Source organism: Aliarcobacter skirrowii CCUG 10374, from assembly GCF_003544835.1.
In the GTDB taxonomy this organism is placed as follows: Bacteria; Campylobacterota; Campylobacteria; order Campylobacterales; family Arcobacteraceae; genus Aliarcobacter; species Aliarcobacter skirrowii.
In genome coordinates this window covers 489,441-509,334 of record NZ_CP032099.1, presented here as the reverse complement: position 1 = coordinate 509,334, position 19,894 = coordinate 489,441, and the positions used below count along the sequence as shown (strand labels likewise).

Genomic DNA, 19,894 nt, shown 5'->3' with positions numbered 1-19,894 from the left:
TTATAATTTGTTTAAATTTATTTTTGCCTCTTTTGCTTCTTGACTATTTGGATAAAAATCAATTAAAGTATTATAAAAACTTTTTGCATTAACCTTATCATTTAAGTTCTCAAAAGAGATTGCACAGTGTAAAAGTAACACTGGCATATAACTTGCCTTATCATACAATATTGCAGACTTTTTAAAATATGAGATAGCATCTTCATACTTTTTTCTCTTAAACCACATCTCTCCTAAATAAAAATTACTTTCAGCTGGTTTATAATTTAATTCAACCAACTTCTCAAATTTAGGAATAGCGTAAGTATACATTTTTTCACCAAAATCTTTCTTTGCATCTTCCATTAACTTTGCTTTTTCTTCTGCAGTTTTTGGTTCAATTATTGAATTACTATTTTTATTTTGAACTGTTTTTTTATTGTCATTTAGTCCTAAAGCCTTTTTTAAAGCCTCATACTCTTCTTTTGTAACAAATTGATTCATATTATTTTTAAATTCGTTTGATGATACATATTCAGAATTTATCTTATTTAAAAGTTCTGTTAAACTTTTTATACTCTCTTTTAAACTCTCTATATCACTTTGATTTTGAGTTAAAGATAAAGATGTAGTATTTAATTTTTTAGAGTCACCTTCGTAAACAGAACTCAATCCATCTAATTTATTAGATAGAGTCTCTAAGGTAGTATTTAATTCTTCAACTTTTGAAGTTAGTTCACTTATATTTGATTGATTTTTTAAAATATGTTTTTCTGTGTTTGTAAGCCCATAAGTGCTACTTTTAGTCGCCTCATAAACCGAAACCTCTTGGGCTACGGTTATTGAAGCTATTAAAGTAAGTAATAGAAATTTTATTTTCATATAGCTCTTATTTTTCTAACTCTTGCTCAACTCTTCTGTTTTTTGACCAACAAGATTCAGTTTGTTCTGTACAAACTGGATTACTTTCACCTAATGATTTAATAGTAATATTAGCTTTTACACCATTATTTACTAAAATATTTTTAACTGCATTTGCTCTTTTTAAAGCTAAAGCATAGTTATACTCATCACTTCCTCTTTCATCAGCATTTCCATAAACAACAACTGTTGTTCCTGCTTCTACTTTAGAAAGTTTTTTTGCATTGTTTACAGCTTTTTCTCTATTTTCATTTGTTAAAGTAAATTTATCATAATCAAAATACACATTCTCTATAAATACTCTCTCTCCAGCAATATTATAATAACTACCTTTTTCAGATTTCTCTAAAATAGTTCCCTCTTTTACACCATCTGTTGAAGTTGTTTGTGCAGAATCTTCAGATCCTTTTGCACTATTATTTGCATCTACTTCTTTTTGGCTACATCCAGCAGTAAATAGTAGTCCAATAACTAATAACGAATAAAGTCCCAGTTTTTTCATAATTTGTTCCTTAAAATAAATTTGACACAACATTCTACATAAAAAAACTTAATTTAAACTTGATTTCTACCAATCAATTGATTGAATTCTATTCCCTTTTAAAGGGAATAAATATGTTTTATCAAGGTTCAATCTTAGTATTCCAAGATAGCTTGAGTTATCAATTGTTCTTAAAAATAAAAGACTCTCTCCATCTTTTGAAAACTTTGGAAACTGATTTACTCCAGTTGCTGTTAATCTTTTTAAATCATTTGATTTAGTTGATGATAAATATAGATTAAAACTCTTTTTTTGGAACTGATTTTGTGAATCCCTACTAGAAAAAACTACTTTATCTTCGTATGTTGCAACTGAAGAGTTATTGTTACTATGAAAAACAAATCTCTCAACAGCACTCTCTCCTATTTTTTGAACAAAAATATTTGGATTACCTAATCTATCAGATACAAATGCAATTTTTTTATCACTATCTAAAAATTGACCACCAACATCTATTCCTGCATGAGTCGTAACTTTTGTTCTTTGTTTTGTTTTTAAATCATATAAAAATATATCAGCTTGCCCTTCAGGAGCTGCTGTTATTAAAATTTTATCTTCATTTTGATTGACATCAGAACAAACAATCATACCATCTGAGTCCATTATAAACTCTTTTGTACCTTTATATATATTTAATTTTACTAGTGTTGGTTTTTTGTAGTTGTATGTTGTATAAAATATTGTATCTTGTTTTGCATTTGCCCACTTTGGAAATAGATTTAAACCTCCACTTACAACTCTTGTTTTATAAGTTAAAGTATAATCTCCTATCATAATATTTGCTTTATTTGCACCATCATAAGCAGAAAAAACTACAAATTTTTCCATCCAATTTATACTTGGTGCTTTTATATAATCATTTGTTGCTATTGAAGTTTTATGTGCTAAAAAGATATATCTATCTTCTAAATCTGTTGTATAATTTTTTTCTAAAACTAAAATATTTTTATTAACATCATATAGTTTTGTCATTAAAACATAATTTCCATTTTGCTCTTTTTTAGAGCTTAAATTTAAAAATAGATCAATACCATTATTCTTTAATTCAATATAATTTGGATTACTTGAATAAGCAATAGAAGTTTCAAATGCACTAACTTCAAAGTTTCCACTTATATTTAAATCATCCACTACACCTTTTTTTATTTTACTTAAAATTAATCTCTCTTGAGTAGAAGTATCAATAGATATAGAAATTTTTGGTTTAGATGCAATTTGTTTTACTATTTGAAGTTTTGCATCAACTGCCCATAGTGTATTTGCCATTAAAAATATTGTAAAAATTATTTTAATCATTTTTATCCTTTTGTTTAAATTCAACTTCGATTCGAATATTACCCTTTTTTGGTTTCGGATAGTTAATGGTTTTTTGAGTATCTAAAAATTTTTTTAAAGAGTTATCAAAAATCTCATTATTTGAAAATCTTAAAAAACTATAATCAAAAGTTCCATTTGAATCTATAGATATAATTACAACAGCTTTTAACTCTTTAGATTCACTTATAGGAGTCCATTTTGATAAAAGATTATTTATCTCTTTCATATACTCATCATCTTCTTGATTATCTCCACTTGATGAGCTATTTAAACTTGTTGATGTTTTATTATTTTCAAAAACTCTATCTAAAGATATTGGTTCTCTTTTCTCTTTTATAAACTCAGGTCCTTTGAATCTTTTTGGATCAATAGATTTTTTAATATTATTAATCTTTTCATCTTCTGTTTTTTTAGCAGTTTCACTAAAATTTGCAAATAGTGATTTTGCATCAAATTCTTTATTTGAAACAGAAGCTTCTTGTTGTTTTATAATTTCTGGCTCTTTTTTAATCTCTTGTTTTACAATTTTAGAAGTTTCTATTTTTGAAGATTTGGTTTCAAACATTTGTAAATCAATCTGTATAGATGTATCTTTAAAACTATAAACTTTTGTATCTGAAGAAGTTACATAAAATGATACAAATATTATAGTTATAAAATAGAGAGAAAATGCAATAAGACCACTAAGAAAAAAAGTTGAACTATTTTTCATTTTATCCATCAGTTACCAAAGAGACTTTAGTAAAACCAGCCTCTTTCACAGATTTTAAAACAAAAATAACATCATCATATTTTAAATTTTTGTCAGCTCTTATAGATACTATACTCTTTTGATCTTTGTTTTTTGAAAATAATAAAAAATCATCAGCAAAAGTCTTAATATCGTAGTTTTTTTTATTTAATACAATCTTTCTATCTTTTGTTATTGTAATAGTAATATTTGAAATATCTTGAATATGTTTTGATTTGCTTCCTTGTGGAAGATTTATTGGTTCTTCAAACTCCATTACAGGAGCTGTTACCATAAGAATTGCTAGTAAAACTAACATAATATCAACTAAAGGTGTAATATTTAAGTCTGGTTTTTGGTTATAATCAAACAAATATTACCCTTTTGCTATTAGAATTTCAGATTGTGCTTTTAAATATACATTTAATTCATAAACTTTTCTAGATATTATTTGATGAAATGTGTAAGCAAATATTGCTACAAATATTCCAGCCGCTGTAGCAACTAAGGCTTCACTAATAGCTGGTGCAATAATAGAAAATGCAACTTTTGACTCATTTGTAAATTTAGCAAATGACTCTAAAATACCAACAACCGTTCCAAAAAGTCCAATAAATGGAGAAGTTGAAGAAATAATTGAAAGCCACGATAAGCCAACACTTGCATCTTTTATAGCATTTATTTCACATGCATTTAAAATCTCTTTTATATTATTTCCACCTGAACACTGATTTAATAATGATAGTGATGTAAATCTATTTTGTCCAGAAGTAAGTCCCTCTAAAACTCTTTTTTCATTTTCAATGATTCTGTTTAGAGTGCTATTTCTATATAAAAATATCCAAAAAACAACAATTAAGTATATTGACAGCAGTGCTAATACTATCAAAGTAATAGCACTACTATTTGTCAAATAATTTAGTAATGTAGAAATCATATTTTTTTAAAGTGCAAAAGAGTTAATTTTTGCCTCAACTGCAGCAACTGAAACATTAGAGTCTTTAACAGAGTTAATTAACTCTTTAGCAGCTTCAATATTTTTTGCAATCTCAGAATCTTTTCCACTTGTTAATGCAATAGCACCATCTACTAGAACATCAACACTATTCTCATCTACTTTTACATGTCCCCAATTAATAGCGACAGCTTCAGTAGAATCAATTTTTTCAATAATAATCACACCCACAGTTAAAGTAGATACCAGTGACGAGTGCATTGGAAGAACTCCAAACTCACCCTCTTTTCCAGGAAGAGTTACACTCTTAACGTCACCACTAAAAATACTACCACTTGGAGTAACTATTGATAATTTAATTGTATCCATATTAGACCCTTATGGTTTATTTCATTTTTTCAGCTTTTGCTAAAACCTCATCAATTCCACCAACCATATAGAATGCCATTTCAGGAACATGGTCATATTTACCATCTAAAATTCCTTGGAAACCTTCAATTGTATCTTTAAGCTCAACATATTTCCCAGGACTTCCTGTAAATACTTCAGCAACGAAGAATGGTTGAGATAAGAATCTCTCGATTTTTCTTGCACGTGCTACAACAAGTTTATCAGACTCTGATAACTCATCCATACCAAGAATTGCAATAATATCTTGTAAATCTTTATACTTTTGTAGAACTGATTGAACACCTCTAGCAGTGTTATAGTGCTCTTGTCCAATAATATCTGCACTTAAAATTCTTGAAGTAGAATCTAGTGGATCAACTGCTGGATAGATACCTTTTTCTGCAATTTTTCTATTTAAAACTGTAGTTGCATCTAAGTGAGCAAAAACTGAAGCAGGAGCTGGGTCAGTTAAGTCATCCGCTGGAACGTAAACAGCTTGAACAGAAGTAATAGAACCTTTAGAAGTAGATGTAATTCTCTCTTGTAGTTTTCCCATCTCACTTGCAAGTGTTGGTTGGTATCCAACAGCTGAAGGAATTCTTCCTAAAAGTGCTGACATCTCAGATCCAGATTGTGCAAATCTAAAGATGTTATCAATAAACATAAGAACATCAAGACCTTTTTCATCTCTAAAGTATTCAGCCATTGTAAGACCTGTAAGTGCAATTCTATTTCTAGCACCTGGTGGTTCACTCATTTGACCATAGCACAGAGCAACTTTGTCAAGAACGTTTGAGTCTTTCATCTCATGGTAAAGGTCATTTCCTTCTCTTGTTCTCTCTCCAACTCCAGCAAATACAGAGTATCCTGAGTGTTTAAATGCAACGTTATGGATTAATTCCATAATAATAACTGTTTTACCAACTCCAGCTCCACCAAATAGTCCTACTTTTCCACCTTTTGAATATGGTGCTAAAAGGTCAACTACTTTGATACCTGTTTCAAACATCTCTGTTTTTGTTGATTGCTCATCAAAAGCTGGTGCAGATCTATGAATTGACCATCTTTCAACATCTGCAGGAATTGCAGCACCTTCATCAACTGGATCACCAATAACATTGAAAATTCTTCCTAAAACTGCTTCACCAACAGGAACTTTAATAGGACCTCCAGTAGCAGTACACTCTTGACCTCTTACAAGTCCATCTGTCATATCCATAGCAATAGTTCTTACTCTACTATCACCAATATGTGCAGCAACTTCTAATACTAGTCTATCTTTAGTTTTGTCATCTAAAGTAACATCAATAGCTTCATTAATCTCTGGTAAATATCCGTCGAACTCAACGTCAACAACCGGACCCATTACCTGAATAATCTTACCTTTCATATAGGGCATCTCCTTCTTAAATTATTTTAATGCTTCAACACCACTGATAATCTCTATCAGCTCTGTTGTAATTGCAGCTTGTCTTGCTTTATTATACTCAACTGTTAAACTATTTACTTTCTCTTTTGCATTTTTACTAGCAGCTTCCATTGCTTGCATTCTAGCACTGTGTTCTGCAGCTAAAGAGTCAATTAGTGCATAATACATATTGAAATCAATATATTTATCAGTTAATTCTCTTAAAACTTCGTCATCATCATCTGGCTCAATATTCAGCATAGATGTAGTTTCAGTTATTTCAACTTTTTCTAAACTAATTGGTAAAAGTTCTCTTACTCTAATCTCTTGAGTAAGCATATTTAAAAATCCATTGTAAACAATGATTACTTTGTCAGTAACTTCATTTTTAAAATCTTCTACTGCAGCTTTTATGAAATCAGAAGCTTTTTCATAAGTTGGAGCCGATGATAATTCAATAGATTTTTGCTCTATGTTCTTACCTTGGAATGAGAAGAATTCAACTCCTTTTTTCCCAGCAGCTCTTAATCTTACATTTGCACCTAAAGATTCATAATCACTAATCATTTTACTTACAGTTTTAATAGTATGCATATTAAAACCACCACAAAGTCCCTTGTCAGCTGTTACAAAAACTATATCAACTGTTTTTGGAGTTGCATTTTGAACAAATGCTCTTCCTAGATTTCCATCTTCTTGAACTTTGCTAACTCGTGCTGCAATATCAGATAAAACTTCATTTATCTTAGCTGCATAACTTCTTGACTGTTCAGATAACTGTCTAGTTCTTGTAAGTTTTGCAGAAGATACAAGCTTCATAGCTTTTGTAGTTTTTTCTGTATTTTTAACACTTCCAATTTTTAATTTTATCTCTTTTAAGTTAGCCATAGACTAATCCTTAATTTGCATTAAATACAGTTTTAAACTCTTCTAATGCAGCTTTTAATTTTGACTCTGTGTTTTCATCAAGTTTTTGACTTGATTTAATTGCACTTAAAATATCTGAATATTTTTGCTCAATAAACAGATGTAACTCGTTTTCAAATCTTACAACATCTTTAACCGCAACATCATTTAAGTACCCTTTAGTACCAGCATAAATAATCACAATTTGTTTTTCAATAACAAGTGGTTTATTAACACCTTGTTTTAAAACTTCAACCATTCTTTGACCAAGTTCTAACTCTCTTCTTGTAGCTTCATCAAGATCTGATGCAAATTGTGCAAACGCTTCAAGTTCTCTATATTGAGCAAGTGAAAGTTTTAATGTACCAGCAACTTGTTTTGTAGCTTTAATTTGAGCAGCTCCTCCAACTCTTGAAACTGATAAACCAACGTTAATTGCAGGTCTAATACCTGAGTTAAATAGGTTTGTTTCTAAGAAAATTTGTCCATCAGTAATTGAAATTACGTTTGTTGGAATATATGCAGCAACGTCTCCAGCTTGAGTTTCGATAATTGGTAATGCTGTCATAGATCCAGCACCTTTTTCATCACTCATTTTTGCAGCTCTCTCAAGTAATCTTGAGTGTAGGTAGAATACATCTCCTGGGTATGCTTCTCTTCCTGGAGGTCTTCTTAAAATTAATGACATCTCTCTATATGCAACAGCATGTTTTGATAAATCATCATAAATAATCAGTGCGTGTTTTCCATTATCTCTAAAGAATTCACCCATTGTAACACCTGTATATGGTGCTAAGAATTGTAATGTTGCAGAATCAGCAGCTGATGCATTTACAACAATTGTATAATCCATAGCTCCAGCATCTTCTAATGTTCTAACAACAGAAGCAACTGAAGATGATTTTTGTCCAATTGCAACATAAATACAAACAACATTTTCACCTTTTTGATTTAATATTGTATCAATAGCAACTGTAGTTTTACCAGTTTGTCTATCTCCAATAATTAACTCTCTTTGTCCTCTACCAATTGGAACTAATGCATCAATTGCTTTAATACCAGTTTGTAATGGCTCGTGAACAGATTTTCTTGACATAATACCAGGAGCTTTCTCTTCAACATATCTTGTTTCAGTTGCGTTAATAGCACCTTTACCATCAATTGGTTCACCAAGTGCATTTACAACTCTTCCAACTAGTGCTTCACCAACTGGAACCTCAAGAAGTTCACCTAATCTTTTACAAGAAGTACCTTCTCTAAGACCTAAACCTTTTCCAAGAACAACGATACCAACTGAAGACTCTTCTAAGTTTGCAGCCATACCTTTTTCACCGTTCTCAAACTCAACCATTTCACCAGCCATAACATTTTTAAGACCGTAAACTTGAGCAATACCATCTGCATAAGATATAATCTTACCAGTTTCGTTTACATCTACATTTAATTCAAAGTTATCAATTCTCTCTTTAATAATTGAACTGATTTCATCTGCTTGAATTTTTGCACCCATTCAAATTTCTCCTTTATAAGTTCTAAACTGCTTTTAAAATATGATCGATTAACTGAGTTTTTAATCTATCTTTAGAGAAAGATATTTCAACACCTAGTCCATCTATATCAACTTTAATTCCATCATAATCACAAACATTTTGAGATAATGAAAGTTTCACATCAAATTTCTTACTAAATTGTTCTTCAATTGAACTAACACTTTTAGCTGGAAGCTCTTTATTTGTATAAATAACTCCAATAAAACTATTATTTAGTTTTGCAATTTGATTTTTTAATTCTGCTGCAACAAATGGAATAATATCTAATCTTCTCTTTTCACCAAGAAGTTTGATAAAGTTTTCCAAAGATTTTTCAGGTTTTTCAACCATCGATAAAATAAACTCTACTTTAGCTGTTTCATTTACAGTTGAAGATGCTATTATAGATTTAAACTTATCATTTAAAAAAGCTTTTGCAACACCATCTAGCTTTTCACTAAAACTCGTAATTTCACCAAGATCTCTTGCTTCAAGCAATGCTTTTACATATCTTTTTGCTATTAAATCCTTCATTATGCTACCTTTTTAAGAACAATGTTTACTAACTCATCTTGTGATAAATTAATAGTATCTGAATTTAATAGCTCTTCAAGAATTGAAGCTACAACATCTTTTTTTACTCTTGAAAGTTCAACTTTCATCATTTCATCAAAATTTTTATTTAAATTTGCAATTTCTGCTTCAACAGCAACTAAAACTTTTTGTTTTATCGCTTCTACATCAGATTTTGCACCTTCAACAATCTCAGCTGCAATTCTTTTTGCATCTTCTGATTTTTTAATTGCTTCTTGTTTTTTCTCTTCTGAAGCTCTTTTAGTATCTTGAACTTTATCAAGTTCAGCTTGGATACTCAAAGTTCTATTTGAGAAAAATGCTTTAATTCTATGAGCAAGTAAATACCATAAAATCGCTGCGAATATAACAAAGTTAACGGTTCTTTGAACTATATCATAGTTCGTTTCCGCACCTTCACTTGCAAACAATGCAACTGGAACCATAGCCATAGCTAATAATAATCCTTTTATCATTATCACTTCCTAAATCGAGTTTAGCTTGTTTTTCAAGCTATTATTAAATTGAGGCATTGATGACAATAAAGAGGCTTTTAAATTCTCTGCTTCACTTTGTAAGCTATTTTTAAATTCAGCTACTTTTGTATCTAAATTTAATTTTTCACTTGCAAGTTTAACATCAGCACTATCTTTAGCTTCTTTGTAAGCTTGCTCTCTAATAGCTGCTGCTTCTCTTTTAGCTTTTGAGATAATCTCATTAGCTTCCACTAAAAGCTCATCAACATCACTACTGTTTGATTTTGCTTCTTCTAAATCACTTTTAATTTGAGCTGATCTCTCATCCATGTGATTTAATAGTGGTTTGAATAGACAACTATTAAGTCTAGCAACAACTAAAAGAAAGATGATAGCTGTGCTAAGCATTAGTATAGGACTTATGTCTAACATTCATTCCTCCATATTTTTACAGTTTAGTTTAACTAAAACGCTTAAATTCTATCAGAATATTCTATAAGGAAATATTAAAAGTGTAAAAATTTATATTTTTTTTGTATTATTGTAGATTTAAGTAACTAATTATTCTATCAATATCATCTTGGGAATTAAAAGTTATTTTAATTGAGTTTTTATCAAGCTTTGCTTTTATTTTGTCATTTTTTAAAACTTCCAAGAAATTATTTAAAACCTCAGTATTGTAACTATTAGTAACATTTTTTTTCTCATTTATATCTTTACTAATTTTTTCTTCTTTTATATCTTTTATTAATTTCTCAACCTCTCTAACAGACAAATCTTCACTAATTATTTTATCGCAAAGTTGTTTTTGAATATTAGGATCTAAGCCTATCATTACTTTTGCATGACCAGCGCTTAATTTTCCAGAAGATAAAAATTGTTGAACATATGAACTTAACTGTAAAAGTCTTAAAGTATTTGTAATTGAAGCTCTACTTTTAAATACTTTTTTTGATAACTCTTCATGTGTAATATTATGTTCATTTATAAGTTGTGCATAACAAAAAGCTAACTCTATTACATTTAAATCCTCTCTTTGAATATTCTCTATTAAAGCATGCTCTCTTAATTTTAACTCATCAATGTTTGTAATAATCGCACTAATCTCTTCCAAAGATGCTAATTTGTGAGCTCTAAGTCTTCTCTCACCTGCAATTAAAGTATATCTTCCATTATCATTTTCAACAACAACAATGGGCTGTAAAAGTCCATGCTCTTTTATAGAGTCACTTAACTCTTGAAGTTTTGTCTCATCAAAGACTTTTCTTGGTTGATTTGGATTTGCATCAATTAATGCTACTTCAATCTTTTTAACACCACTACTATTTGAGTTTGAATTTGAATTTTCATAAGCAGTTTCAACTTCTCCTAAAAGCTCACCTAAGCCTCTTCCTAGTGCCATTTTACCACCTAATTTCATTTTTTCTATCCTATTATTGCTTTCGCTAAATTTTCATAAGCTTTAGTTCCAATACTTGTTACATCATAAAGCATGATTGGTTTTCCAAAACTTGGACTCTCTGCTAATTTTATATTTCTTGGAATTACAATATAAGAATCATCTCCTAGCTTAAATAACTTGCTTTCAAAATGTTGTGCCAAATCAGCAAAAACCTGTTTTGAAAGGTTGTTTTGCGAACTATACATTGTTGGTAAAAAACCTTTTATTTCAAGATTTTTATTTATAGTTTGTCTAACTAATTTTATTGTATTTAATAGCTGTGCTAAACCTTCAAGTGCAAAAAATTCACACTGGATTGGTATTAATACAGATGTTGAAGCACCTAAAGTATTTATTGTAATTGGTCCTAAAGCTGGAGGTGAATCTATTATTATATAATCGTATTCATCTTTTATAGTATCTATTTTTCTTTTTAATACAAGCTCTCTCTCTTTTGTATTTTTATAAAACTCTTTTTCAATACCAACAAGACCAATATTAGATGGAGCAACTTTTAAATTATCTATTTCAGAGTCTAAAATTATTTCAGAAAGCTCTTTTGTTCCAAGCATAACATGATATATATTATACTCATAAGTATCTCTATGAAAGCCTAAAGATGTTGTTGCATTTGCTTGTGGATCTGCATCAATTAATAACACTTTTTTCCCATCCAGTGCAAGTGCTGCACTAAGATTAACAGCTGTAGTAGTTTTACCTACTCCACCTTTTTGATTTGCTATTGAAATAATCTCTGTCATCTTAAACTAAATACCTTTTTATCGTTAATTTGTATAGAACCATCACCATTTAAAATTGCATTTTCAAGTGAAACTTTGATACCATCAATTGTTGCTTGAAATTTTTTTGAATGTCTAAATTCTACCTTAAAAAGACTAAAAATTTCCTTCCATTCAATTTTTTTAGAAATATTTTCAAAATACTCATTTAAAAGTTCTTCAATATCTATTTTTATATCCAATTTTCCAAAATCACTATTTGGTTCTTTTAAATTGATTCCAATACCACAAAAAAGAAGATCTTTTGTTGTTGAAGTAATTGCTCCACCAATTTTTTTATTTTCTATATAAAAATCATTTGGCCACTTTAAAAAAACTCTTGAACCTTGTTGTGCAAATAACTCTTTTAAAACATATGTAAAATATATACTAGCACTTTGCAAAGGTAAATCGTTTGGTAAATCGTTTTTATTTAAAACAAAAGAGAAAAATAGATTTCCAATAGCTCCTTGCCAACTATTTCCTCTACTTCCTATTCCATTAGTTTGTATATCTGCAACAACACAAATAGGCTCTTTGTAACCATTTTTGCTAACATAATCTTTTAAATAAAGTTGTGTTGAATTAACTGTTTTTAATCGTATAAATTTCATTTGCAAATTATATATAATTTTATTAAAAGAGTATATTAATTATAATCAAAACTTTTAAAGGAGAATTTTAATGCTAGACCCTGTTTTACCGATTGCTTTATATTTGTTATTTGGTTACTTATATAAAATATTTTTTCAAGATAATTCAAAACAACTTGTAGATTTTATTATCTATTTTTCTCTTCCTGCAATTGTTTTTTCAAAAATTTATCCTTTGGATTTAAATTTTGATCATTTACTTCTAATTTTAATGTTTAATGCAATTATTCTATTTAATTTATTACTATCTTTTTTAATTGGTAAACTTCTTAAATTAGAAAAAATTTATCTTGCTACTTTTATGATTATGGCAACTTTTGGAAATACCTCTTTTATAGGTTTTTCTTATATTGATGCTTTTTATGGACAAGATTTTATAGTTTATGGACTTATTTATGATATTTTTGGTTCATTTTTACTTTTAGTTTCTATTGGTATGTTTATAATTACTTGGGGAAGTGGAAGAAAAAATAGTATCTTTACTATTTCAAAATCAATCTTTTTATTTCCTCCTATGATAATATTTTTTGTAACTTTAATTGCAAAAAACTTTGAAATTCCAAATTTTTTAATACATACAACAGATAATTTAGGCTCAACTTTAGTTCCTATTGCAATGATTGCTATTGGAATGAAACTTCAATTAAAAAACATATTCTCAAAACTTCATATTGTAACAATAGCTGTAATTTTAAAGATGATTTTTGTTCCTATAGTTGTCTTATTTTTATTTAACTATTTTTATAATTTAGATGAAACTTGGATTAAAGTTACAATTATTGAAGTTGCAATGCCACCAATGACTATGGCAGCAGTTTTAGCTATAAAAGGTGGCTTGGATGAGAAAATTGCTATAAATAGCTTAGTATTAGGTGTTATTTTAAGTCTTCTAACAATTACACTATTCACAACGCATTTAGCATAAATTACAAAAGCATTTATATGCTTTTGTAATTACTCTAAAATATCTCCAACTTCCAATCTTTGACCTCTAATATACTCAACAGCATTTATAGCTTTTTTAGATGGAGCTTGAATTGTTTTAATTTTTAATGTTCCAGTCAAACATGCAACAATAATATAATCTTTTGATATCTCTAAAATTTTTCCAGCTTCATTTTTTGAACTCTCTTCAATAAGCTCAATATCCTTTATTTTTAGATCAGATTTTAAAAATATTGTTGGCCAAAAAGAGTAAGCTTTATATTTCAAAAATAGTTTTTTTGCATCAAAAAAATCTACTAATCCATCCTCTTTTTTTATTTTTTTACAAAAACTAGCTTCACAGTTGTTTTGTTTTAATGGTCTTATATTTTCAAAATTATTTAAAGTTGTAATTGTAAGTTTAGCTGCTAAAATTGATAGTTTTTCAAATGCTTCATCTACAAGTAAATTACTATTTCTTAAATATGAAAATCCCAAAATATCTCCACAATCAAGTCCCTCTTCCATAAACATAGAAGTAACTCCTAGATATTTATCATCATTTAAAATACCCTCTTGAATAGGACTAGCTCCCCTATAATTTGGTAAAATTGAAGCATGAAGATTTATACAAGGAGCAATATTTAAAATATCTTTTGGAAGAATTTGTCCATAAGCTGCAACAACAATAAAATCTGGTTTTAAATCCAAAATTGATAAATACGCAACTAAATTATCTTTTAGTTTTTTTGGTTGAAAAATAGGTATATCTAAAGAGTTATCGATACAAAACTGTTTTATATGAGGAGGTGTAAGAAGTTGTTTTCTACCTACTGGTTTATCCTCTTGAGTGAAAATTCCAACAACTTCATACTTACTTGCTAAAAGCTCTTTTAAAATCTCAGTAGCATAAGATGGTGTTCCCATAAATAAAACTTTTTTGCTCAAAATATATCCTTATTTTTTAAATAGTGTTCCACTATTATGTATATTATTTAATAAAAAATCATAAGCATTTTTTAAATCAAATCCACTACTTAGATACATAGGAATATTTTTTTGCATTAAAAAATCTGCTGCTTTTAGTTTTGTTACAATTCCACCTGTTGCAAATTTTGAATTAGCACTTGGTTTTTTATCAAGCTCTTCAGAGCTTATTTCATTTACAATTTTTTGAAGTTGTGCATCACTAAACTCTCTTGGATTTTTATTATAATATCCATCAATATCTGTTAAAATTGCAAGCATATCGGCTTTAAAATAGTGTGTTACATAAGCTGCTAATTGGTCATTATCCCCTATTAACTCTTCTGTTGAGATAACATCATTTTCATTTATTATTGGCAAAACACTGTTTTGAAGCAATATTTCCATAACATTTTTTGCATTTTGACTTCTTTTTCTTGAATCAAAATCATCTGCGATAAATAGCATTTGAGCAGCTATTATATTATATTTTGAAAACATCTCTTGATAAGTTTTCATCAATTTTGGCTGACCAATTGCTGCAAGAGTTTGTTTATTTGCTAAAACTGTTTTATCAAGTTTTAACTCTGTATAACCAGCTCCAACAGCACCTGAACTTACCAATATTACCTCTAAATTTTTCTCTATTTTTAATTTTGCAATAAGCTCAACTAAATTTTGCATTCTTTGAATTGCTAATTCATTATCTTGAGTTAAAACAGCAGTTCCAACTTTAATAACTAACCTTTTCATCTACTTTCCTTGCATTCCATATAGTGCAAATGTTAGAGCTTTTATATTTGTCTTATTTAAAGATGATATTGGTAAAACAAAATATGGTTTACTACTATCATACTTTGAGAATATTAAATCTTGCACAAAATATGGTAACTCTTCATCAAATTTAAACTCATTTTTATTACTAGCTTCTAAATTTAACTCATTTAAAAAGTTTTTAATATCCTCTTTTAAATCTTCTCCATAATAAGCATCTATTTTACTTAAAGCTATAGCAAAGTTTCTTTGTGACAACTCTTTGGAAAATTTTTGCAACTCCTCTTTTAACACTCTATATTGATCAATCATTGTTCTATAGTTTGCAACATCAATTACAAACAGAAGTGTTTTTGTTCTTTCAATATGTCTTAAGAACTCTAATCCAAGCCCTTTTCCTTCGCTAGCACCATCAATAATTCCTGGAATATCAGCCATAACAAATGAGCTATAATCTCCAACATTTACAACTCCTAGTTTTGGAGTTAAAGTTGTAAACTCATAGTTTGCAACCTCTGGAGTAGCATTTGAAGTTACAGATATTAAAGTAGATTTTCCAACATTTGGATAACCTACAAGTCCAACATCAGCAATTAATTTAAGCTCTAATCTTATATTTCTAGTAACTCCTGGAAGTCCTGGTTGAAAATATGTAGGTGCTTGATTTCTCGAATTTTTAAAGTGAACATTTCCAAGTCCACCTTTTCCACCCTCTAAAAAAAGAACCTTCTCTCCAGTTTCAAGCAAATCAAATAAAACTTCATTTGTGTCATCATCAATTACCTGTGTTCCTGGAGGAACAATTAAAACTAAGGGTTCAGCAGATTTTCCTGTTTTTTGTCTTCCCATTCCAGGTTGACCTTTGTCGGCTTTAAAAACTCTTCTTCCTTTATAAAAAGATAGAGTATCTGTATTATTATCTACTAAAAAGTAAACATCTCCACCTTTTCCACCATCTCCACCATCAGGACCACCCTGAACTATAAACTTCTCTCTTCTAAAAGATGCACAACCTTGCCCACCTTTTCCACTACTTACACTAAATCTTGCACTATCTATAAACATAGTTTTCCTTTATAAATAAAAAAAGGGTGTATGGCAAAGCATACACCCTTTTTCAAAAAGCTAAATCTCTTATTTACGAAGCAGCGTAAACAGAAACTTTTTTTCTTTTTTTATCTTTAATTTCAAATTTAACAACACCGTCAATTAAAGAGTAGATTGTATGATCTTTACCCATTCCAACATTGTTACCTAAATGAACTTTTGTTCCTCTTTGTCTAATAATGATGTTTCCAGCACTTACAACTTCTCCACCATATTTTTTAACTCCAAGTCTTCTACCAGCTGAGTCTCTATTATTTTGAGTACTACCTTGACCTTTTTTGTGAGCCATTTTATTTCTCCTTAAATTTGATTATTGCTTAAGCAGCAATTTTTGTAATTCTAATTTTTGTGAAGCTTTGTCTAAAACCTCTTTTAAGCTTAGAGTCTTTTCTTCTTCTTTTTTTATAAATTACAACTTTTTTCGCTCTGTTTACACCAGTTCCATCAAGAACTACTACTGCTTCAACTTTAGCATTAGATACTGCATCTCCAGTTTTTAATTCACCGTTATTTACAGCTATAACATCAGTTATCTCTAAAGTCTCTTTTGCAGCTTTTCCAGTGTAATCAATATCTAAAATATCACCTTCAGATACTTTGTATTGTTTCCCACCACATTTGATAATTGCGTACATCTTCTTTTCCTCTTATTTTTTACAAGCATAATTTTGGCTTAATTTATACTATCTTTTTAATTTAGAACGGGAATATTAGCTAAGATTTTATTAAAGTTAGTTTAATTTATAAATTAAATTTTGTAAGTTTTCCCTGTTTTAATTCATACAAATTATCTTTAATTTTTTTGATTAAATTGACTTTTTCTTTAAAATCAATATTTGTTTCATATGATAGGCTAAGAAGTTTATTTGAATAAAATTTATATAAAAGAACCAATAACTCTTTGTTTAATCTCTCATCATCGTAAACTTCAAGTTTATCATTTAATAAAATTTTATTTAATGAAACATCATTTATATCATTTAAAAGTGCTTTAAACTCATCTTCGTGATGTTCAAACATAGAGGGTGTTACTAAATCCAAAACCATATCTAATCTTTTTGGATTATCTAAAATCGATTTTATAATACATAGTTCTCCTATATCATAAGCTGTTAAATTTTGTTGATTTTTTCTAGTTACATTTTTTGAAGTAAAAATCATACTCTCTTTTATATTTAGTTTTTGAGCAATATATCTTTTATACTCCTCTTGAAACAAAATATCTAAGGTATTTAAATAATCATTTGAATCTTTTAGCGCTTTTTTCTTCTCAATTGGATTTGAGATATCATATGAATCTATTATATAATCTAAAACAAAAACTATAAAAGGTTTTGGCTCTAAAAACTTTTTCTCAAGCTCATTTATTTTATTATCTTTTACCATATCAGCTGGATCATTTCCATCTTCGAAAACTGCAACCCCTCCATCAAATCCACTTTGACTAAGCATCAAAGAGGCTTTAAAAGCAGCATTTAATCCAGCTTTATCTCCATCATAAGCTAAAATAATTTTTGGTTCACCTCTTCTTAAAAGTGGAAGATGATCTTTTGTAAGAGCTGTTCCTAAAGTTGCAACTGCATTTGAAAAACCTGCTTGATGAAGCATAATTACATCCAAATAACCTTCACAAACTATTAATTTATTTGTTTTATAGATTTTCTCTTTTGCTAAATGATAACCATATAAAAGTTTTGATTTATTAAATATTGGTGTTTGAGGTGAGTTTACATATTTTGCACCATGATTTGTTAAAGTTCTACCACCAAATCCTACAAGTTTACCATTTATAGAGTATATTGGAAAAATTACTCTATCTATAAATCTTGCATATAATCCACTATCTCCTTGACTAATAACTCCTAACTCAATAGCATCATTTAGGTTGTAGTGATTTTGTTTTAAAAAATCTATAGTTGAGATTGAACTAGATGCGTAACCTATTTCAAACTTCTCTATAAATGATTCAAAAACACCTCTTTGTTTTAAATAATCTTTTATTGAATCATTTGCAATAAACTGTTTTTGGTAAAAATTTTTAATAGCATCAATTACTTTTGTATCAGTTTGTTTAACACTACTCTCTTCATATTGAAGAGTAAAATTTGTAAGATTTGCTAACTTTTCAATAGCTTCTGGATAACTAAGCTTCTCATACTCCATTACAAATTTAATACTATCTCCACCAACTTGACAACCAAAACAGTGATATATCTGTTTTGATGGACTTACAACAAATGATGGTGTATCTTCATTGTGAAATGGACAACAAGCCTTAAAATTTGCTCCATTTTTTTTTAACTCAATATATTGCGAAACTATATCTACAATATCTAATTGATTTTTTAAACTCTCTATTGACTCTTTTTTTATCATGGTGCGAATTATACTCTTTTATTTTTTTATATGTACTTTTATGATAATATGATTTTTTAAAATTTAAAGAGGACTTCAATGGATAGTTTAATTTTGGGATATAGAGATCCAATCGTTGGTGTTATTTTTTTCTTTTTTCTTATTTTTTTAATATCATTTATAACTTACTCTTATGGACTTTATAAAGAGAGAGAGGGAAGAAAAGAGTATAGAAAACTATCAAAAAGATTTGAGCTTGGTAAATTAAAAGAGAATGACTATGTTAATTTATACAAAACTTATAATCTTCCTTTTGACTCTATTTTACTTTTAGCAAATACATTTTTACACAAAGGTGATTTAAACAGAGCAATTAGTGTATATTTAGCACTATTAGAGGTTGTTCAAGATAGAGTAAAAAAAGAGGAGCTACTTGAAGTTTTAGGAGCTACATATTTAAAAGGTGGTTTTTTACAAAGATCAAACGATATTTTTCTTCAAATTTTAAAATTCTCTCCAAGAAATAAAAATGCATTAACTAACCTTATTTTAGTAAATGAGAAGATGAAAAACTATACAAAAGCTAAAGAGATATGTAACTCTTTAGAGGAGTTAGAGGTTGATTTAAGTTTAGAAAAAATCTATTTTGATTATATGATTATTTTAAATGACCCTGTTTTAACAAATGAAAAAAGAACAAAAAAACTCTATGAATTATACTTAGATAACAAAGTTTTAGAGAGAGTTTTTCTAAATTTTATAATAAATTTTAATAAAGAGTTTTTTTATAAAAATATAAATGAGTTTAATTTTGAAGATATAATTGATATTTTATGGTATTTGCCAAAAGATGAAATTGATTTTAAAGCTATAGAAAACATACCATTTTTACAAGAACTTTATACCTCTAAAGGGTATATAAATAGTGTCGATTCTAGTTTAGATTTTGATTTAGATTTATTGATTTTAATAAATAGACATAAAGATAGAAAAAAAGGTGATTTAAATTTTGAATTTATATGTAGTTCATGTAAACAATCATCTCCATTTTATGATACAAGATGCCCAAACTGTCACTCTATTTTATCTTTAAAAGTTAAACACCATTTAGTAAAAGGTTTCATTAATACAAACCAATCACTACAATAAAAATAGTATATTTTTGATATA

General features: G+C 28.4%; 24 protein-coding genes. 2 read left to right on the top strand and 22 right to left on the bottom strand.

Annotated elements, in window-relative coordinates; translation table 11 throughout:
- The 16 genes from ASKIR_RS02680 to ASKIR_RS02605 all read right to left on the bottom strand — a co-directional run bounded on the left by ASKIR_RS02680 (position 1) and on the right by ASKIR_RS02605 (position 12,559).
- Positions 1-861, bottom strand: coding sequence for a tetratricopeptide repeat protein (locus ASKIR_RS02680; protein WP_066159831.1), 861 nt, complete (start codon positions 859-861; stop codon positions 1-3).
- Positions 862-868: 7 nt separating this feature from the next.
- Positions 869-1,402: an OmpA family protein gene (locus tag ASKIR_RS02675; protein ID WP_115588441.1), complete on the bottom strand. Its 534-nt coding sequence runs from the start codon at positions 1,400-1,402 to the stop codon at positions 869-871.
- Positions 1,403-1,468: 66 nt separating this feature from the next.
- The gene (gene tolB / locus ASKIR_RS02670) at positions 1,469-2,737 is read right to left on the bottom strand and encodes a Tol-Pal system protein TolB (RefSeq protein ID WP_066350558.1); all 1,269 of its coding nucleotides are present in this window, start codon (positions 2,735-2,737) and stop codon (positions 1,469-1,471) included.
- The gene (locus ASKIR_RS02665; protein ID WP_082946367.1) at positions 2,730-3,479 is read right to left on the bottom strand and encodes a TonB C-terminal domain-containing protein; all 750 of its coding nucleotides are present in this window, start codon (positions 3,477-3,479) and stop codon (positions 2,730-2,732) included. The genes tolB and ASKIR_RS02665 overlap by 8 nt, the downstream gene beginning before the upstream one ends.
- Complete coding sequence (locus ASKIR_RS02660; protein WP_066350552.1) at positions 3,472-3,861, bottom strand: biopolymer transporter ExbD; 390 nt, start codon at positions 3,859-3,861, stop codon at positions 3,472-3,474. The genes ASKIR_RS02665 and ASKIR_RS02660 overlap by 8 nt, the downstream gene beginning before the upstream one ends.
- Positions 3,862-3,864: 3 nt before the next feature.
- Complete coding sequence (locus ASKIR_RS02655) at positions 3,865-4,425, bottom strand: MotA/TolQ/ExbB proton channel family protein (RefSeq protein ID WP_066159847.1); 561 nt, start codon at positions 4,423-4,425, stop codon at positions 3,865-3,867.
- 6 nt (positions 4,426-4,431) lie between these two features.
- The gene (gene atpC, locus ASKIR_RS02650; protein ID WP_066159851.1) at positions 4,432-4,812 is read right to left on the bottom strand and encodes an ATP synthase F1 subunit epsilon; all 381 of its coding nucleotides are present in this window, start codon (positions 4,810-4,812) and stop codon (positions 4,432-4,434) included.
- Positions 4,813-4,828: 16 nt separating this feature from the next.
- Entirely contained in the window at positions 4,829-6,223 is a 1,395-nt protein-coding gene (gene atpD, locus ASKIR_RS02645; protein WP_066159853.1) for a F0F1 ATP synthase subunit beta, read from the bottom strand.
- A gap of 21 nt (positions 6,224-6,244) precedes the next feature.
- Positions 6,245-7,129 (bottom strand): ATP synthase F1 subunit gamma, encoded by an 885-nt coding sequence (gene atpG, locus ASKIR_RS02640; RefSeq protein ID WP_066159855.1) that lies wholly within the window; start codon positions 7,127-7,129, stop codon positions 6,245-6,247.
- Positions 7,130-7,139: 10 nt separating this feature from the next.
- Positions 7,140-8,657: a F0F1 ATP synthase subunit alpha gene (gene atpA, locus ASKIR_RS02635; RefSeq protein WP_066159858.1), complete on the bottom strand. Its 1,518-nt coding sequence runs from the start codon at positions 8,655-8,657 to the stop codon at positions 7,140-7,142.
- Between the two features lie 22 nt (positions 8,658-8,679).
- Complete coding sequence (locus ASKIR_RS02630) at positions 8,680-9,210, bottom strand: F0F1 ATP synthase subunit delta (protein ID WP_066159862.1); 531 nt, start codon at positions 9,208-9,210, stop codon at positions 8,680-8,682.
- Positions 9,210-9,725 (bottom strand): F0F1 ATP synthase subunit B, encoded by a 516-nt coding sequence (locus ASKIR_RS02625; protein WP_066159865.1) that lies wholly within the window; start codon positions 9,723-9,725, stop codon positions 9,210-9,212. The genes ASKIR_RS02630 and ASKIR_RS02625 overlap by 1 nt, the downstream gene beginning before the upstream one ends.
- A gap of 9 nt (positions 9,726-9,734) precedes the next feature.
- Entirely contained in the window at positions 9,735-10,157 is a 423-nt protein-coding gene (locus ASKIR_RS02620) for a F0F1 ATP synthase subunit B family protein (protein WP_066159868.1), read from the bottom strand.
- Between the two features lie 106 nt (positions 10,158-10,263).
- Positions 10,264-11,127: a ParB/RepB/Spo0J family partition protein gene (locus ASKIR_RS02615; protein ID WP_066159909.1), complete on the bottom strand. Its 864-nt coding sequence runs from the start codon at positions 11,125-11,127 to the stop codon at positions 10,264-10,266.
- A 23-nt stretch (positions 11,128-11,150) separates the two neighbouring features.
- Positions 11,151-11,927 (bottom strand): ParA family protein, encoded by a 777-nt coding sequence (locus ASKIR_RS02610; RefSeq protein WP_066159871.1) that lies wholly within the window; start codon positions 11,925-11,927, stop codon positions 11,151-11,153.
- The gene (locus ASKIR_RS02605) at positions 11,924-12,559 is read right to left on the bottom strand and encodes a biotin--[acetyl-CoA-carboxylase] ligase (protein WP_066350550.1); all 636 of its coding nucleotides are present in this window, start codon (positions 12,557-12,559) and stop codon (positions 11,924-11,926) included. The genes ASKIR_RS02610 and ASKIR_RS02605 overlap by 4 nt, the downstream gene beginning before the upstream one ends.
- Positions 12,560-12,629: 70 nt before the next feature.
- On the opposite strand from ASKIR_RS02605, the gene ASKIR_RS02600 reads away from it, so the two are divergent.
- Positions 12,630-13,523, top strand: a complete 894-nt coding sequence (locus ASKIR_RS02600; protein ID WP_066350548.1) for an AEC family transporter — start codon at positions 12,630-12,632, stop codon at positions 13,521-13,523.
- Between the two features lie 29 nt (positions 13,524-13,552).
- Here ASKIR_RS02600 and fmt read toward each other — a convergent pair whose 3' ends face one another.
- From fmt to dnaG, 6 genes are all read right to left on the bottom strand, one after another.
- Positions 13,553-14,470: a methionyl-tRNA formyltransferase gene (fmt, locus tag ASKIR_RS02595; protein ID WP_082946366.1), complete on the bottom strand. Its 918-nt coding sequence runs from the start codon at positions 14,468-14,470 to the stop codon at positions 13,553-13,555.
- 9 nt (positions 14,471-14,479) lie between these two features.
- Positions 14,480-15,241 (bottom strand): glutamate 5-kinase, encoded by a 762-nt coding sequence (gene proB, locus ASKIR_RS02590; protein ID WP_066350546.1) that lies wholly within the window; start codon positions 15,239-15,241, stop codon positions 14,480-14,482.
- A complete protein-coding gene (obgE, locus tag ASKIR_RS02585) occupies positions 15,242-16,327 on the bottom strand; it encodes a GTPase ObgE (protein WP_066350544.1) in 1,086 nt (361 codons plus the stop codon). It abuts the gene before it with no gap.
- A gap of 73 nt (positions 16,328-16,400) precedes the next feature.
- Positions 16,401-16,658: a 50S ribosomal protein L27 gene (rpmA, locus tag ASKIR_RS02580; RefSeq protein WP_066159888.1), complete on the bottom strand. Its 258-nt coding sequence runs from the start codon at positions 16,656-16,658 to the stop codon at positions 16,401-16,403.
- 28 nt (positions 16,659-16,686) lie between these two features.
- The gene (gene rplU / locus ASKIR_RS02575) at positions 16,687-17,004 is read right to left on the bottom strand and encodes a 50S ribosomal protein L21 (protein ID WP_066159891.1); all 318 of its coding nucleotides are present in this window, start codon (positions 17,002-17,004) and stop codon (positions 16,687-16,689) included.
- A 106-nt stretch (positions 17,005-17,110) separates the two neighbouring features.
- The gene (gene dnaG / locus ASKIR_RS02570; RefSeq protein ID WP_066350542.1) at positions 17,111-18,745 is read right to left on the bottom strand and encodes a DNA primase; all 1,635 of its coding nucleotides are present in this window, start codon (positions 18,743-18,745) and stop codon (positions 17,111-17,113) included.
- A gap of 78 nt (positions 18,746-18,823) precedes the next feature.
- Here dnaG and ASKIR_RS02565 point away from each other — a divergent pair, with 78 nt between their 5' ends.
- Positions 18,824-19,873, top strand: coding sequence for a tetratricopeptide repeat protein (locus ASKIR_RS02565; protein ID WP_066350540.1), 1,050 nt, complete (start codon positions 18,824-18,826; stop codon positions 19,871-19,873).
- Positions 19,874-19,894: the final 21 nt, after the last annotated feature.

Coding starts and splice junctions, on each gene's coding strand:
- ASKIR_RS02620 (WP_066159868.1), bottom strand. CDS start 10,157: ATGTTAGACATAAGTCCTATACTAATGCTTAGCACAGCTATCATCTTT.
- ASKIR_RS02565 (WP_066350540.1), top strand. CDS start 18,824: ATGGATAGTTTAATTTTGGGATATAGAGATCCAATCGTTGGTGTTATT.
- ASKIR_RS02625 (WP_066159865.1), bottom strand. CDS start 9,725: ATGATAAAAGGATTATTATTAGCTATGGCTATGGTTCCAGTTGCATTG.
- tolB (WP_066350558.1), bottom strand. CDS start 2,737: ATGATTAAAATAATTTTTACAATATTTTTAATGGCAAATACACTATGG.
- obgE (WP_066350544.1), bottom strand. CDS start 16,327: ATGTTTATAGATAGTGCAAGATTTAGTGTAAGTAGTGGAAAAGGTGGG.
- ASKIR_RS02605 (WP_066350550.1), bottom strand. CDS start 12,559: ATGAAATTTATACGATTAAAAACAGTTAATTCAACACAACTTTATTTA.
- ASKIR_RS02665 (WP_082946367.1), bottom strand. CDS start 3,479: ATGGATAAAATGAAAAATAGTTCAACTTTTTTTCTTAGTGGTCTTATT.
- ASKIR_RS02600 (WP_066350548.1), top strand. CDS start 12,630: ATGCTAGACCCTGTTTTACCGATTGCTTTATATTTGTTATTTGGTTAC.
- atpD (WP_066159853.1), bottom strand. CDS start 6,223: ATGAAAGGTAAGATTATTCAGGTAATGGGTCCGGTTGTTGACGTTGAG.
- ASKIR_RS02610 (WP_066159871.1), bottom strand. CDS start 11,927: ATGACAGAGATTATTTCAATAGCAAATCAAAAAGGTGGAGTAGGTAAA.
- atpA (WP_066159858.1), bottom strand. CDS start 8,657: ATGGGTGCAAAAATTCAAGCAGATGAAATCAGTTCAATTATTAAAGAG.
- ASKIR_RS02630 (WP_066159862.1), bottom strand. CDS start 9,210: ATGAAGGATTTAATAGCAAAAAGATATGTAAAAGCATTGCTTGAAGCA.
- ASKIR_RS02680 (WP_066159831.1), bottom strand. CDS start 861: ATGAAAATAAAATTTCTATTACTTACTTTAATAGCTTCAATAACCGTA.
- dnaG (WP_066350542.1), bottom strand. CDS start 18,745: ATGATAAAAAAAGAGTCAATAGAGAGTTTAAAAAATCAATTAGATATT.
- ASKIR_RS02675 (WP_115588441.1), bottom strand. CDS start 1,402: ATGAAAAAACTGGGACTTTATTCGTTATTAGTTATTGGACTACTATTT.
- atpC (WP_066159851.1), bottom strand. CDS start 4,812: ATGGATACAATTAAATTATCAATAGTTACTCCAAGTGGTAGTATTTTT.
- ASKIR_RS02655 (WP_066159847.1), bottom strand. CDS start 4,425: ATGATTTCTACATTACTAAATTATTTGACAAATAGTAGTGCTATTACT.
- proB (WP_066350546.1), bottom strand. CDS start 15,241: ATGAAAAGGTTAGTTATTAAAGTTGGAACTGCTGTTTTAACTCAAGAT.
- rplU (WP_066159891.1), bottom strand. CDS start 17,004: ATGTACGCAATTATCAAATGTGGTGGGAAACAATACAAAGTATCTGAA.
- rpmA (WP_066159888.1), bottom strand. CDS start 16,658: ATGGCTCACAAAAAAGGTCAAGGTAGTACTCAAAATAATAGAGACTCA.
- ASKIR_RS02615 (WP_066159909.1), bottom strand. CDS start 11,127: ATGGCACTAGGAAGAGGCTTAGGTGAGCTTTTAGGAGAAGTTGAAACT.
- atpG (WP_066159855.1), bottom strand. CDS start 7,129: ATGGCTAACTTAAAAGAGATAAAATTAAAAATTGGAAGTGTTAAAAAT.